The organism is Ruminococcus sp. BSD2780120874_150323_B10, assembly GCF_015553695.1.
In the GTDB taxonomy this organism is placed as follows: domain Bacteria; phylum Bacillota; class Clostridia; order Oscillospirales; family Acutalibacteraceae; genus Ruminococcoides; species Ruminococcoides intestinale_A.
Genome location: NZ_JADNHD010000026.1, coordinates 1 through 15,468, shown reverse-complemented (window position 1 = coordinate 15,468; position 15,468 = coordinate 1). Strand labels below are relative to the sequence as shown.

General features: G+C 38.4%; 9 protein-coding genes, 1 tRNA gene and 1 other annotated feature. Of the genes, 4 read left to right on the top strand and 6 right to left on the bottom strand.

The window, feature by feature from the left end:
* Positions 1–807 precede the first annotated feature (807 nt).
* The 4 genes from I2E21_RS11610 (at position 808) to I2E21_RS11595 (ending at position 9,180) form a co-directional block, all read left to right on the top strand.
* Positions 808–4,575, top strand: coding sequence for a phosphoribosylformylglycinamidine synthase (locus I2E21_RS11610; protein ID WP_195411431.1), 3,768 nt, complete (start codon positions 808–810; stop codon positions 4,573–4,575).
* Positions 4,576–4,741: 166 nt separating this feature from the next.
* On the top strand, positions 4,742–5,290 hold the full coding sequence (locus tag I2E21_RS11605; protein WP_195411430.1) for a zinc-ribbon domain-containing protein: 549 nt from the start codon (positions 4,742–4,744) through the stop codon (positions 5,288–5,290).
* 472 nt (positions 5,291–5,762) lie between these two features.
* A complete protein-coding gene (locus I2E21_RS11600) occupies positions 5,763–8,399 on the top strand; it encodes a starch-binding protein (protein ID WP_195411429.1) in 2,637 nt (878 codons plus the stop codon).
* A 115-nt stretch (positions 8,400–8,514) separates the two neighbouring features.
* Positions 8,515–9,180 (top strand): helix-turn-helix domain-containing protein, encoded by a 666-nt coding sequence (locus I2E21_RS11595; RefSeq protein WP_195411428.1) that lies wholly within the window; start codon positions 8,515–8,517, stop codon positions 9,178–9,180.
* An 87-nt stretch (positions 9,181–9,267) separates the two neighbouring features.
* Here the strand turns inward: I2E21_RS11595 and I2E21_RS11590 are convergent, their stop codons facing one another.
* The 6 genes from I2E21_RS11590 to I2E21_RS12155 all read right to left on the bottom strand — a co-directional run.
* A complete protein-coding gene (locus I2E21_RS11590; protein WP_195411427.1) occupies positions 9,268–10,068 on the bottom strand; it encodes an MBL fold metallo-hydrolase in 801 nt (266 codons plus the stop codon).
* Positions 10,069–10,247: 179 nt separating this feature from the next.
* A complete protein-coding gene (locus I2E21_RS11585; protein ID WP_022234179.1) occupies positions 10,248–10,688 on the bottom strand; it encodes an Rrf2 family transcriptional regulator in 441 nt (146 codons plus the stop codon).
* A gap of 69 nt (positions 10,689–10,757) precedes the next feature.
* A tRNA-Pro gene (locus tag I2E21_RS11580) sits at positions 10,758–10,834 on the bottom strand.
* Positions 10,835–11,099: 265 nt separating this feature from the next.
* Positions 11,100–11,951 (bottom strand): patatin family protein, encoded by an 852-nt coding sequence (locus I2E21_RS11575; RefSeq protein ID WP_195411426.1) that lies wholly within the window; start codon positions 11,949–11,951, stop codon positions 11,100–11,102.
* A 923-nt stretch (positions 11,952–12,874) separates the two neighbouring features.
* Complete coding sequence (gene leuA, locus I2E21_RS11570; protein WP_022234182.1) at positions 12,875–14,551, bottom strand: 2-isopropylmalate synthase; 1,677 nt, start codon at positions 14,549–14,551, stop codon at positions 12,875–12,877.
* A gap of 41 nt (positions 14,552–14,592) precedes the next feature.
* Positions 14,593–14,829 (bottom strand) — a binding site (T-box leader).
* A 414-nt stretch (positions 14,830–15,243) separates the two neighbouring features.
* Positions 15,244–15,468 (bottom strand): hypothetical protein (locus I2E21_RS12155; protein WP_207735347.1); only part of this gene is annotated, 225 nt, incomplete at its 5' end.

Here is a 15,468-nt window from a genome sequence, read left to right as displayed (position 1 = left end):
TTCCATTTATGTAGTCCATTACTACCTTCTTCTTGAATTCATAACTGTATTTTGACATAAAAATACCGACCTCCAAAATTAGATTTTTTAGGTCTAACTTTTGGGGGTCGGGTCAGTCTGCTTTGCAGGCGGTTTTTTTGCATAGTATAGATTAAAACAGAGCTTTGATAGAATGTTTTGCCAAATCAAGTAATTATAAAAGTTTGGTCAACCTTTTCAAAGGTTGTGGGTGTGGGCAACGCCCATAAAACTTTAATCTATTGCAAATTTTAATAGCCAAACGGCAAGCCTTTTGGCGGCTTGAACATAATGGAGAAAGCCTTTTAATTGCGTAAGCAAAAATATGGCAGAAAGATTATTTTATAAGTTTGTTGCCTGTAAACTACTTATGCACTATAATAAAATGCCTACCATTCCGCTTTTCTTTTGCGTGAAAAGAAAAGCTCCAAAAGAAAGCACGCTTAAGGGGAAAGGGATTTCGAGTCCCTTTCCCCTTAAGTATCCCTTTTCCTTAGACGACCAAGGTCAGTGACCTTGGAACCTCTAACTTTTATTTTCCTAATAAAATTTGTACTTGGCAAAATAAGTCTTTTAATTATTTCCCTTTCAAAAATTATCACTTTTTTTAAACTAAACTTTATAACCTACAATGCACATTAATGGCTTATATACCGACAATTTTTTGCTTGTACCAATTTTATACGATTTTATTCGTCAATTATTTTTATAATTACTTTATCGAAAAAAGAAAAAATGCTTTTGTGGTATTATTAAAATAATATGATTTTTACGGGAGGACGAGCTTCTATGTCAGGCGTAATCAGAATTTTTGTAGAAAAAAGAGATGGCTTTAATGTTCTTGCAAAGCAGACTTTGTGGGACATTCGCCACAACCTTGGTATGAGAAATGTTACCGACCTTCGATACATTATGAGATATGATATTGAGGGACTTTCACTCGACGAGTACAACGCAGCAAAAGGTACTATTCTTTCAGAGCCGAATGCGGATGTTATTTATGAGGAAACACTTCCTGTTGAGGACGGCTGGAAGGTATTTGCAATGGAATATCTCCCGGGTCAGTATGACCAGCGTGGCGACTCTGCCGAGCAGTGCGTACAGCTTCTTACACAGGGCGAACGCTGCAAGGTGCTTACAGCAAGAGTTGTTGCCGTAACAGGTGATATTTCGGATGATGACCTTAAAAAGATTGAGGATTACCTCATCAACCCTGTAGAGAGCCGTCTTGCCTCTCTTGAAAAGCCGCAGACACTTGACGTTGCAACTCCTGTTCCTGCCGATGTTAAGCGTGTAGAAGGCTTTATAAAATTTAACGACGAAGAAATGGAAAAGTATTACGGCTCAATGGGCTTTGCTATGACATTGTCAGACCTTAAGTTCTGCCGTGACTATTTCAGAGATACAGAAAAGCGTGACCCGAGTGTAACAGAGCTTCGTGTTATTGACACATATTGGTCTGACCACTGCCGTCACACAACTTTCCTTACAAAACTTGAGAAAATCGAAGTTGAAAAGGCAGCTCTCGGTTCGGTAATCGAGGACGCTCTCAATGAGTATTATGCTACCCGTGACGAGGTTTACGGAAAAGATACAAAGAGAATCGTATCTCTTATGGATATGGCTCTTATCGGTATGAAGTCACTTAAGAAAAAAGGTCTTATTCCTGACCTTGACGAGAGCGAAGAGATTAACGCTTGCTCAATCGAAGTTCCCGTAACTATTGACGGCAAAACAGAGCAGTGGCTCGTTCAGTTTAAGAATGAAACCCATAACCACCCGACAGAAATCGAGCCTTTCGGCGGCGCAGCTACTTGTCTTGGCGGTGCTATCCGTGACCCGCTTTCAGGTCGTTCATATGTATATCAGGCAATGCGTGTTACAGGTTCGGGAGATCCGACTATTCCTGTAAAGGACACAATGCCCGGTAAGCTCCCATCAAGAAAAATTACAACAGGTGCGGCTAACGGTTACAGCTCATACGGCAACCAGATCGGTCTTGCAACAGGTCAGGTTACAGAGCTTTATGACAGCGGCTATGTAGCGAAAAGACTTGAAATCGGTGCAGTTATCGGCGCATCACCAAAGGAAAATGTAATTCGTGAAGTTCCGCTCCCTGATGATATTATCGTACTCTTAGGCGGCAGAACAGGTCGTGACGGATGCGGCGGTGCAACAGGTTCTTCAAAGGCTCACACAGAAAGCTCTATTGAAACCTGCGGTGCAGAGGTTCAAAAGGGTAACCCACCAACAGAGCGTAAGATTCAGCGCTTGTTCCGCAATCCTAAGGTTGCTAAACTTATTAAGAGATGCAACGACTTCGGTGCAGGCGGTGTATGCGTAGCTATCGGTGAGCTTGCCGACGGTCTTGCAGTTGACCTTGACAAGGTAACTAAGAAGTATGACGGCCTTGACGGTACAGAGCTTGCTATTTCAGAGAGCCAGGAGAGAATGGCTGTTGTTCTTGACAAAAAGGATGTAGAAACCTTTATTGCCGAGGCAGAGAAAGAGAACCTTGAGGCTACAGCAGTCGCAATTGTTACAGAAAGCCCAAGACTTACAATGACATGGAGAGGCGACAAGATTGTTGACCTCAGCCGTGAATTTTTGAATACAAACGGTGTTACACAGCTTTCATCAGCTTATATTACAGCACCAAAGGCAGAGGATTGCTACCGTAAGGCTTGTCCTGCTGTATTAAAGGATATGCCTGCCGACAAGGCACTTGAAGAAAATATGGCTCGTCTTGAGGTTTGCTCACAGATCGGTCTTTCAGAGCGTTTTGACGCATCTATCGGTGCTGCAACAGTAATTATGCCGTTTGGCGGTAAGAACCAGCTTACTCCGCAGGAGGCTATGGCCGCTAAGATTCCTCTTGAAAAAGGCGAAACAGATGACGCTACAGCAATGAGCTACGGCTTTATTCCGGGTGTTTCACGCTGGAGTCCGTTCCACGGTTCGGCATACGCAGTAGTTGAGTCACTCTCAAAACTTCTTGCTATCGGTGCCAACCCACTTACAGCACGCCTTACATTCCAGGAATATTTTGAAAGATTAAAAGATGTACCGGAGCGTTGGGGTAAACCTGCCGCTGCACTTCTCGGTGCAATGGAAGCACAGCTTAAACTCGGTATTCCGTCAATCGGCGGTAAGGACAGTATGTCGGGTACATTTGAAACAATTGATGTTCCGCCTACACTCGTAAGTTTTGCGGTTGCTATGACAAAGGCAAGCAAGACAGTATCAGCCGAGTTCAAAAATGTAGGTTCAAAGGTTATTTATGTACCTGTTCCTGAAAATAAAGAAACTCTTATGCCTGATTGGGACAAGCTTATCGCTATGTACAAGGCTGTTTACAAACTCTTTGACGAGGGCAAGGTGCTTTCTGCATCTGTTGTTAAAGAGGGTGGTGCGGCCGCAAGCGTATGTAAGGCTTGTTTCGGTAACGGCTATGGATTTAAATTTACAAATAAACTCACAAATGACGAGCTTTTCGCCCCTCTTTCAGGTTCACTTGTTCTTGAGCTTGCAGACGGTGCGGAACTTGACAACAGTGTAGTAAGCTATGACCTCGGTACAGTTACAAACGACGGCAAGGTTACAGTAAACGGTGCTGCTGTTGATGTAAATACACTTATCGAAAAGTGGACTGCTCCGCTTGAAAAGGTATTCCCGACAAAGGCAGAGTGCCCTGAAATTGCGGTTGATATTCCGCTCTTTACACAGAGAAACACAAGTTCACCTGCAATTAAGACTGCTAAACCTACAGTATTTATCCCTGTATTCCCGGGTACAAACTGCGAGGTTGACTCTGCAAGAGCTTTTGAAAAAGCGGGCGCAAATGTTGAACTCCTTATCGTAAAGAACCTTACATCCGCTCATATCGAAGAAACAATCAAGGCTATGGAGAAAATCATTTCTAAGTCACAGATGATTATGTTCCCGGGCGGTTTCTCCGGCGGTGACGAGCCTGACGGTTCAGGTAAGTTTATTGCTACTACTTTCCGTAATCCAAGAATTGCGAACGCTGTAAATGAGATGCTCAAGAACCGTGACGGTCTTATGCTCGGTATTTGCAACGGTTTCCAGGCACTTATCAAACTCGGTCTTGTACCTTACGGCGAAATCAGAGAACTTAAGCCGACAGACCCGACACTTACATTCAACACAATCGGCAGACATATCTCTCATATGGCTTACACAAGAGTTACTTCCGTTAAGTCACCTTGGTTTGCAAGTGTAAATGCAGGCGATGTATTTGCTATTCCTGTGTCGCACGGTGAGGGCAGATTTATGGCTGACGAGGCAACAGTTAAGATGCTTGCCGAAAACGGTCAGATTGCTACACAGTATGTTGACCTTAACGGCAACCCAAGTGCAGACATTACATATAATGTAAACGGTTCCGTATGCGCTATCGAGGGTATTACTTCACCTGACGGCAGAATCTTAGGAAAAATGGGCCACAGCGAAAGAAAGGGCGACAGCCTCTACAAGAATGTTCCGTTTGCTAAGGACCAGCTTATCTTTGAAAGCGGCGTTAAGTATTTTAAGTAATTAATGCTTATTCTTAAAGCAATATAGATAAAATGGCGGCTAAACACATATTTATGTTTAGTTGCCATTTTTGATATTTACTTGACATATTTTGCGATATATTATATCATATATAATGTTAATTTTAATAATTAATGAGGTATTTAAAGAAAAAGGAGTAAAAACAATGGCTTTTTGTAAAAATTGCGGCAATAACATTCCGGACGGAGCAACATTCTGCTCACATTGCGGAACACCCGTTTATGACACAACTTCGCAGGCGCAGACTCAACAGCACCAGTACGGCACACAGCATAACAACTTTTTGAACAGTGATGATGTTACAGCAGAGTTTGATCCTATGGATATCAAAGAAAACAAGGTTATGGCAGTGCTTGCTTATATCGGTTTGCTTGTACTTGTACCTATTTTTGCGGCAAAGGATTCAAAGTACGCAAGATTTCATGCAACACAGGGTTTGAATATTACTGTTTTATCTGTTGCACAGGCTATTATTTACTATATTTTAGCCACAATTATAAGCATCGTATTCCGTGGAAGTATTATTTTTGGAGTAGGCGGAGTTTTGCTTACAATACTCGGTTTTATAAACACAATTTTGTCAATTGCTTTTATTGTTCTTGCAATTTACGGTATTGTAAACGCAGTACAGGGTAAATGCAAAAAGCTCCCTATTATCGGAAAATTCGATATTCTCGGTAAATTTGTGAAATAATAACAGAATTTATTAAATGCCCTACTATGGTTATACGCCATAGTAGGGCATTTTGTTTTGTTATCAAAAATCGGGGTGAATTAGTGTCTACCAAACTTTTATAATTACCTGACGAAGTATTCCGCTAAACAGTAATGTATTATTGTTGCTCCAATATATTAAGACAGAAGCTTTTTAATTAATTTAACATAGCTTTGTATTATAATTTATATTATAAATTAAATTTTGCTGATATTAAGAACTTGTTTGTGAAAATGAACAAAAAATAACGGTTAAATTTTATTCCTCTTAAGATAAACATTCGTATTTACCATTATATAAGGGGAAAAATAATTATTATAATAAATAGTAAACATTGTTATTATGCCTTGTTTTTGGAGGTGATTTTTGTTAAGCAGGCAATTATTTAGAAACTTTTTGTAATTTTATGGTTTTTAGGTTTTGAAATTAACATTTTACGGGAGGAAAAAGCGTGAAAAAGAATAAAAGAATAATCAGTGCGGCTCTTGCGGCAAGTATGTTGTTGCCTTGTTTTGCAACAGCTGCGGTGTCGGCAAATGCGGCAGTTGTATCAGATGAAAATTCGGTTTCTGTCGGCGATTACGATTTAATGGACAACATTCAGGACGGTGTAATTTTGCACTGTTTTAACTGGAAGTACAATGATATTAAGGCAGAATTAAATAATATTGCCGAGGCAGGTTTTACAACAATTCAAACTTCACCTGCACAGCCCGGCAGCGGAACCGGTACATGGTGGTGGTTGTATCAGCCGTTGGGATTTTATATAGGTACTAGCGAACTCGGTACAAAGGCAGAGTTGGAATCACTATGTAAAGAAGCCGAAAATTATGGTATCAAGGTAATAGTTGATGTTGTAGCAAATCATCTTGCAGGCGACCATTCAAGAATAGAAGAAGATTTAAAGCCATCAAAGTATTGGCATACTTTTGGAGGCGGTATTGACTGGAAAAACAGATGGCAGGTAACACACGGAGAAATCGGTATGCCTGATATCGCAACTGAAAATTCATATGTTCAGCAAAAAGTAGGAAAATATATGCAGGAATTAAAGTCAGTCGGTGTTGACGGTATTCGCTGGGACGCAGCAAAACATATTGGCGTTCCGAGCGAGGGCGATAATTTCTGGAGTTCGGTAACAAAGTATGGTTTATATAACTATGGCGAAATTCTTACCGGTCCTGATGACAGAGAAACCGGAAATGAAGATATAATGAAAGAATATACAGACTATATTACAGTAACCGACAGCAATTACGGTAAAGCTCTGCGTGATTCATTTAATTCCGGTGATGCACCCGATTCGTCTGGAAACTGGTGCAATCGTGGTATTTCCTGCGATAAACTCATTTATTGGGCCGAAAGCCATGACACATGGTCAAATAACAAAGATTGGGGCTATTCAAATGATATGAGTCAGAATGTTATTGACCGTGCATATGCTGTTGCGGCAAGCCAAAATGAAGTAACGGCTCTTTATTTTTCTCGTCCGTCATCAAAAATTAAAGATAATATAAAAATCGGTGAAAAAGGCAGCACTCACTTTACAAGCAGTGAGGTTGCGGAAGTTAATAAATTCCACAATGCCATGAACGGAAAAGCCGATTGTTATAAAAAATCAAACGACTGCAGCGTAATTACCCGTAAAGACGGCGGTGCTGTTATTGTAAAAGGCAGCGGCAGCGGTAATGTTTCTGTTGAAAACGGCGGAGGCTATGCAAAACCGGGTACATATGTTGACAAAATTTCCGGCAACACATTTACGGTTACTTCATCATCAATCAGCGGTAAGGTCGGCTCAAGCGGTATTGCCGTTATTTATGAAGAAGAAAATCCTAAGCCAAAGGTAAGTGTAACTCCGGGTTCTTCTACATACGAAACAGAAACTTACACACTTACATTAAATACCAAGAACGCTGAAAACTCGCAGTATTCCGTTGACGGCGGTAAATATCAGTCATTCAGTGACGGTACGAAAATTACAATCGGCGCAGGTCTTGCGTACGGTACAAAGACAACAATCAATGTAAAGGCAAGCAACGCCAACGGTTCAGCCGATAAAACCTACATTTACACAAAGGTTGACCCGACATTAACGCAAAAAATTTACTTTGACAATTCATCTTATAACTGGTCAAATATATATGCTTATATTTATTCAGATGCAGTTTCTAATGCAAAATGGCCTGGCGAAAAAATGACTTTGGATTCTTCTACAGGTTATTATGTAATTGAAGTTTCAGATTCACTTGCAAACGGTGCGGTTATTTTCAGTGACGGCACAAACTCTGCAAGCAAGCGTTATCCTGCAGATGCAAAGCCGGGATTAAATCTCAACGGCGCTACAAAGATATTCAAAGCAAATCACACTTTTGAAGATTATAATACGCCTGTACCAACCCAGAGTACAACAGCACAACCTACTACGGCAAAGCCTACAACAGTACAACCTACTACGGCACAACCTACTACATCTCCTGCTGAAAGCGTACTTATCGGTGATACAAATCAGGACGGTAAAATTACAATCAGCGATGTAACTGAAATTCAGTTTTGCATCAATGAAATGATTACATTTAATCAAAAACAAAAGATTGCTGCCGATGTTGACGAAGACGGTTCTGTTGATATCAGAGATGCTACATACATTATGCTGTACATTGCAAATCAGCCAAGCAGTGAGGCCAAGGTAGGTCAATACAAAGGCGGAATCGCTCCGACACAGCCGACAACGGTTAAACCTACAACACAGCCTACTACAGCGCCGACACCGACAACCCAACCTACAACTTCATCTGTATCTGACAAATATACTATGACATTTACAGATAACTACAACTGGGGTAATGTGAATTGCTACTATTGGTCTGACAGCAATACAAAAATGACATCATGGCCGGGAAAATCAATGACAAAGTCAACAACAAATGAATTAGGTCAGAGTGTTTATACCATTGATATTCCAAGCGACGCTACATATGTAATATTCAACAATGGCAGCAGTCAGACTGTTGATATTCCTGTTACAGGCAGTGCCAAGTTTTATATTTCGGGCAGTTCAAACGGAAAATATACCGTTAATAACTGATGATTTTAAAAATTGCATTGAAATAAAAAATAAGAGTGATATAATAAAGCTGTCAGGTTTTGTCAATCTGACAGCTTAAGTATATATTTTGTAATCAGGAGTATTGTTTATATTTATGGAGAATCAAATCGAAAAAAATATCGAGCATTTAAGAAATTCTCAACTTTTTCATGGATTTACCGATGATGAAATTGAGAAATTTCTATATAATACTAAATTTAAGATTTTTGAACTTAATCGTGGCGCAATACTTAATGTTGAACTTGATAAATCAATTTTTGTTTTATACGGTTCAATAGCTTCTTATGAAACAAATATAGACGGTGTGAAAACATTTATAAATCATTTTGAACCCGACGGAAACGAATTGATAGCCATAAGCTTGGATACTCCGTATCCGACGGTATCGGTAGAGGCAAGGAAAAAATCGGTTGTTTTGTCACTTGAAACAAATTCGTTTTTAATAACCGATCCGTCAATTATTTTTTTACAAAACAGAATTCAGCAAAACATTATCAGTATTTTTTACAGAATGACAGAAAATGTTATGCAGCGCATAATTGCTAATGCGGAATCTCTTTCGAAAAATAAAATTATTAAGTATTTGCGACAATTAAAAAGCGAGCAAAAAAGTGACAAATTACAAATTCCTTTTACAAGACAGGAGCTCGCAGACCATTTACAAATGGATATAAGCACATTGATGAGAGAATTAAAGAGTTTGCAAGAAAGCAATGTGCTTACCTATGAAGGAAAAATAATTACGATTTTGAATATCTGACACTACTATACTTCTCAAAAGGGCAGCCCATTATTTGGGCTGCCCTTCAAATATGGATTATAATTTATTTTATTGCAGAAAATTTAATTAAGCGGGGAAAAATGCACCGGCTGTAATGTCAAGGTAGTTAAGTCCGGAGTAATTCGGATATTCTGACTTTACTTTTTCCTTAAATTCTTCGGCATTGGCTGACTTGTTTGCAATAGACTTAATATTCTTTACATAGTCAATCTTAGTCTTTACATCGTTTGTATCTTCCGGGTCATAGTGCGATGTGAGAATAAGGTCATAATTTTTGTTAATATAGCCCTCAAGTTCGGCAATCATTGCGTCGGCATGTGCTGCACCGCCGATAATAGAGTGACAATCGTGACCGAGCATATGAGTGTAAATAACATTGATTTCAGGGAAAACAATATCAAAAGCATCAGCAGTTTCTACAATGCTAAGTTCGGTATCTGCGATTTTTAATGTTTCGCCTGCAATAATATTTGTAACCGAGTGAATTGATGAATCAAAGATATTGCCGAAAGCCTTTGTGAAATTTTCTACTAAAGCTTTACCGCCACCGACAGTGCCGTAAGTATTTGCCTTTTTAGTAGCATATTTCTTTACATTCGGCAAGAATGTGCCGCCGCCCATATGATAAGCGAGTACAACACCCTCAACTTGAGTACCTGTATCTTTAATAAACTGCTCAAGCTCTGCAATGTTGTCATTAAAGCAAGGCGATTCGATAACAACTGTTTTGTTGTTTTTTACAAGCATAATTGCTTCATCGTCAATAAAGTCATTTGTACGGTAAACCAACAACTTTACTTCACCGAATGAATATTCAAAGATAGTGCCTTTTTCTAATTTGATTTCTTTGTAATCTGTCTTTTTCATAATAAAACCTCCGTAAAAATGTTTATGTGTTGAATTTGTTGTAACATTAATGATTACAACGATATATTATCACAAGCTCGTTGTAATGTCAATAGTTACAACGACAAAAATAAAAAAAGATTTTAAGAATTTTCAAAAAGAAGAAAAATACTTAAAATCTTATTATTAATCAAATTATTTTATTGTTGCGATTTTATTATATTTTGCGTATCGTCCAAAACATCTTTTAATGTAACAGACGCAAGCTCTTTTTCCATTGCCTGCTGTACTTTTATGAGCCTGTCGTCAAGAACGGCGTGAATGTTTCGTCCGACGGGGCAGAGCGGGTTAGGATTTTCGTGGAAATGGAAAAGCTCGCCGTCACCCACGCAATCTACCGCTTTATAAATATCAAGAAATGTTATATCATTTTCAGGCTTTGCCAGAACAGCACCGCCCGAACCCCGTGCTACTTCCACTATACCCGCTTTTTTTAACTGCCCGAGAATTTTACGGACAATTACAGGATTAACATTGGTGCTTGCAGCCAAAAACTCGCTCGTAATCTTGTTACTGTCACCGAAAGTTTTTATGCAGGTAAGAATATGAACGGCAAGAGTAAATCTGCTTGAAATCTGCATATATGTTCACCTCATTATAAAAAGGATTACAGTAAGAAAAAACACGCTGACCGAGCGGTTAGCGTGTAATGGTCGGGATGACAAGATTTGAACTTGCGACACCACGCCCCCCAGACGTGTGCGCTACCAAGCTGCGCTACATCCCGTTGCAACATAATCTATTGTACCAAATGAATGTAAAAAAGTCAAGAGATAAGAGTTAATCTTCTAAGTATTCGTGCGGAACAGGCTTATAATTTTTAAATTTGTATTTATCAGCTAAGTTTAAATCAGCTTCATTTTGTATGTTAAGCAAATTTTTCAAAACTTTGCAATCGTCATATAAATAGGTATCATATTTGCTCCATACTAATTCTTCCGTTTGCCAGTTCTTCTGACAATTGTTTTGCAATTTCAGATAAATGGACACCTTTAATTTTCAATAAATTTTCTAAGTTTATCAAGGTGTTTTCTTAAATCTGACTCACCTTGTTTGTATATTTTTTCTATTATTTCGGGGTTGCTTTCAGTTCTGCCTATGCCAAGACTTTGATTTGGCGCAATTACATAAACAAGTCCCTGTTCTTCAAGCATTTTTATATCTTCAAGCTGTTTGTTATACATTTGCGGTCTGTTTAAAAGCGCCTTTGCAAATTCAGGTTTCTTTCTGTAGCGCTTTGCGGAAAATTCGAGCGTTTTGTCGGCTTTTTTGCGGTAATCCCTTGCCTGCGTAAGTATAACTATGCATTTGTCACAGCCGTCATCAAAAGCGTGTTTAAACGGAATGCTGTCGGTAATTCCGCCGTCAAGATATTCGTTTCCGTTTATTATAATCGGCTGAAAAAGCAGCGGTAATGCGCAGGTCGCTCTTAGTATTTCAAATTTTCTGTCATAGCGTGAAACAGGCACATACTCGGTTTTGCCTGTGTTTATATTTGTAAGAGTTGCGATTACATCACCTTTAAATTTTGCAAAAGTATCGTAGTCAAAGGGAACAAGTTTATTTGGAATTTCGTCCATTATAAAATCAAGGTTAAAGTAACAGCGCTTTTTAGGGCTTAGCAAATATTTAGTGCCCATATATCTTTTGTCATTTAAGTACTTTGTGCCGATTATATAGTTTCTGCCGATCTGCTTTGAAACATAAGATACGGCATTTGAAATGCCTGCCGAAGTTCCTATTACATAATCGGCGTAAATATTTTCTTTCAACATTTCGTCCATAACGCCGCAGGAGTAGTAGGTGCGTGCTGCACCGCCCTCAACTACAAGACCTATTTTCATATTATCACATCCTATAAAGATATTTTACTACAAAATCGGTAAATTTCAATACACATATATTGACAAAATAAAATTAATGTTTTTATAAATCTGTAAATACTTGCTCAACAAAACAAATAAATAATTTGCGTAAATATTTGCTTATTTTAAGATTAAATATATAAAATATTAGCAAAATAATCAAAACCGTTTTGCGCTTATTGTGCAATAATCAGGTTGCCAATTTAATACATTTTTGTTATGATAAAAGCGTTAAAATGTATTTTATACGCAAATAAGAGGTTTTTGCTTATTTTGTCGTATGTGTAATTTTATTACGGTGTTATTCTCCATTGCTTTGACTGGAAATACACCGACATTATAGCAGAACTTAAGAACATTGCGGAGGCAGGATTTACTTCAATCCAGACTTCTCCTGTTCAGGGAAACAATAACTACGGTTCATGGTCTGCATACAGTGCATAATCGCATTATAGTTTTATAGACGAACAGAATTTAACCCCCTCAATTGAGGGGGTTATTTTTATACTTAATTTTTAGCAGCCGCAGCCACAACCGTTAGAAGACTCGTTACCGCCACAACAAGCAAGGATAACTATAAGAAGAATAACCCATGAGCAGCAGTTGTTGCCATTACCGAAAAAGTTACACATAAGCGTTTGCCTCCTTTCTGTTTACACTACATAATATTGCAAAATACAGAAAGTGTGACTGTATAAATAAAGATGTTAAAAGACTAATTGCAATAGTTGCGAAAGTTGTGGTTTAGGATACTTTCCATCGGGCAACAAAGTAAAGCAAAACTAAACTTTTGGTGGTGAACCATATTTTTACATTAAACCAACAAACTAAAATCCGCTCAAATTATAATAAAATTGAGCGGATTAATAATTATATTGATATTATACTGTAATTTACTGCTTTTACATTTCAGCTCTGTTAATTGCATTAAGAACGCCGAGAACAGATGCAACATTGACATTTGAATCAATGCCTATACCAAAAATGTTCTTTCCGTCAGGCTTTTTGAGTTCAATGTAAGAAACAGCTTTTGAATCTGAACCCTGTGAAATAGCGTGCTGGCTGTAAGAGATAAATTCGTATTTGTCGAGTCCGAATTTCTTAATAGCATTAAAGAATGCGTCAATCGGTCCGTTGCCTACGCCGCTTAATGTAACTTCATCGGCACCGTTAATAGTCATCTTGCCCTTGAAGTGCACATAATCTTTACCGTTTTCGCTTTCTTCGTAAATTTTACGCTTTGTAAGAGCGTATTTCTGATTAACTTCAAGATAGTTTTCGCTGAATACTTCAAAAAGTTCTTTCGGAATAAGCTCTCTGCCGAGTTCTTCACACTTTTTCTGAACAAGTTTAGAAAATTCAGGGTGCATCTTCTTTGGAAGGTCATATCCGAAGTTATGGCTCATTACAAATGCGGCGCCGCCCTTACCTGATTGAGAGTTGATTCTGATAATAGGTTCGTACTCTCTTCCGACATCGGCAGGGTCGATAGGGAGATATGGAATTTCCCAATATTCTGTGCCGCTGTCTTTCATATACTGCATACCTTTATTGATAGCATCCTGATGAGAACCCGAAAAAGCAGTAAATACAAGTTCACCGATATACGGCTGACGAGGATTGATTTTCATATCTGTGCATCTTTCGTAAATCTCTCTGAGCTTTGGAAGATTAGAGAAGTCGAGTTTAGGGTCAACTCCCTGTGTAAACATATTAAGTCCCATTGTAACAATGTCAAGGTTACCGGTTCTCTCGCCGTTGCCGAAGAGTGTGCCCTCTACACGCTCTGCACCTGCAAGAAGTGCAAGCTCGCCCGACGCAACGCCTGTGCCTCTGTCATTGTGCGGATGCAAGCTGATTATGCAAGCCTCTCTGTTCTTTATATGTTTAATAAAATATTCAACCTGATCTGCGTATGTGTTTGGTGTGCACATTTCAACAGTATTAGGAAGATTGAGAATAACAGGGTTTTCTTTTGTAGAACCGAGAGCTTCCATAACTTTATCGCAGATGTAAACAGCGTTCTCAACTTCTGTACCGCTGAAACTTTCGGGAGAATACTCAAATCTAAAGTTTGTATCGCCTGTATATTCGTCTGTAAGCTGTTTGATGAGCTTTGCACCCTCAATGGCAATCTTAGTTACGCCTTCCATATCTGTTTTAAATACAACTTTTCTCTGTAATGTAGAGGTTGAGTTATAGAAATGGATAATTACATTTTTAGCGCCCTTAACTGCCTCGAAAGTTTTGCGGATGAGGTGCTCTCTTGCCTGAACAAGTACCTGAATTGTAACATCATCGGGAATATGGTTGCCCTCAATCAATTCACGGCAGATTTCGTACTCTGTTTCAGATGCGCTCGGAAATCCTATTTCAATTTCCTTAAAGCCCATATCAACAAGCGTGTGGAAAAATTCAAGTTTTTCTTCCATATTCATAGGGTCAACAAGCGCCTGATTGCCGTCACGCAAGTCAACACTGCACCATATCGGTGCTTTTGTAATTACATTGTTTGGCCATTCTCTGTTTTCAAGCTTAATCTGCTGAAAAGGAATATACTTTTCAAATCCTGGTTTCATATAAAGTGCCTCCTAATTAATTGCACAAAAAATCGCCCCTAAAAAGGGACGAATAAAACATCCGTGGTACCACCCGGTTTTAGGTGCACATCACTGTACACCCCTTACAGACTTCCAACAAAGTCCTGACCGATAACGCAGTCTTGCGTTCTGCACTACATAACCTCGCACAGAAAACTCGGGGATGAGCTATACATATAAAGGTAATCACAGCTTTTCACCATACAGCTGCTCTCTGAAGAAATACCAAAATATCTTGTTCCCGTCATCGCTTTTAGAGGGATTTACTTGTTGTTACTATTATATAGAGAATAAAAACTTTTGTCAAGATTATTTCTCCTATAAAATACACTTTTCTTATATAATGTATATGGGAAGTAATAAGTATAAAGTACAGATATACATTTGAAATAACGAGTTGATAAAATAATTTTAAGTGAATTGAATAATCGACTAAATAATGGGTATAGTTAAAAGCGTTGAAAGTTTTATTATACACTAATATGAAAATGCGACAAATATGCGGCTTTTAAATTGTTTTTTAAGAAAAAATAAAAAATTTAAAAAAATTGAAAAAAGGGGTTGCAATTTGTAAAAAGGAGTGATATAATAACGAAGTCGCTTGAGGAAAGCACAAACAACAGAAAGGTTTGAAAACACAGAAAAAGCTTTTAAAAGTAATGAAAGAGATTTCAAAAACTTTTTAAAAACTTTAAAAAAAGTGTTGACAAACGAAAATGAATGTGATATAATAATTCACGCACTGTTGAGAGAGGTTCGGTAAGAACCGACAAAAAACTTTCCAAAAAGTGCGTAGGACCTTGAAAATTAAACAACGAGAAAGATAAAGGAACCCGTAATACTTTGAGGATACTCAAAGATTTACAGTGAGATGCACACAACAAAGCATCAGAAAT

Excerpts from the sequence above, each read along its gene's own strand:
- I2E21_RS11610 (WP_195411431.1), top strand. The coding sequence starts at position 808 with ATGTCAGGCGTAATCAGAATTTTTGTAGAAAAAAGAGATGGCTTTAAT.
- I2E21_RS11605 (WP_195411430.1), top strand. The coding sequence starts at position 4,742 with ATGGCTTTTTGTAAAAATTGCGGCAATAACATTCCGGACGGAGCAACA.
- I2E21_RS11595 (WP_195411428.1), top strand. The coding sequence starts at position 8,515 with ATGGAGAATCAAATCGAAAAAAATATCGAGCATTTAAGAAATTCTCAA.
- I2E21_RS11590 (WP_195411427.1), bottom strand. The coding sequence starts at position 10,068 with ATGAAAAAGACAGATTACAAAGAAATCAAATTAGAAAAAGGCACTATC.
- I2E21_RS11585 (WP_022234179.1), bottom strand. The coding sequence starts at position 10,688 with ATGCAGATTTCAAGCAGATTTACTCTTGCCGTTCATATTCTTACCTGC.
- I2E21_RS11575 (WP_195411426.1), bottom strand. The coding sequence starts at position 11,951 with ATGAAAATAGGTCTTGTAGTTGAGGGCGGTGCAGCACGCACCTACTAC.
- leuA (WP_022234182.1), bottom strand. The coding sequence starts at position 14,551 with ATGAAACCAGGATTTGAAAAGTATATTCCTTTTCAGCAGATTAAGCTT.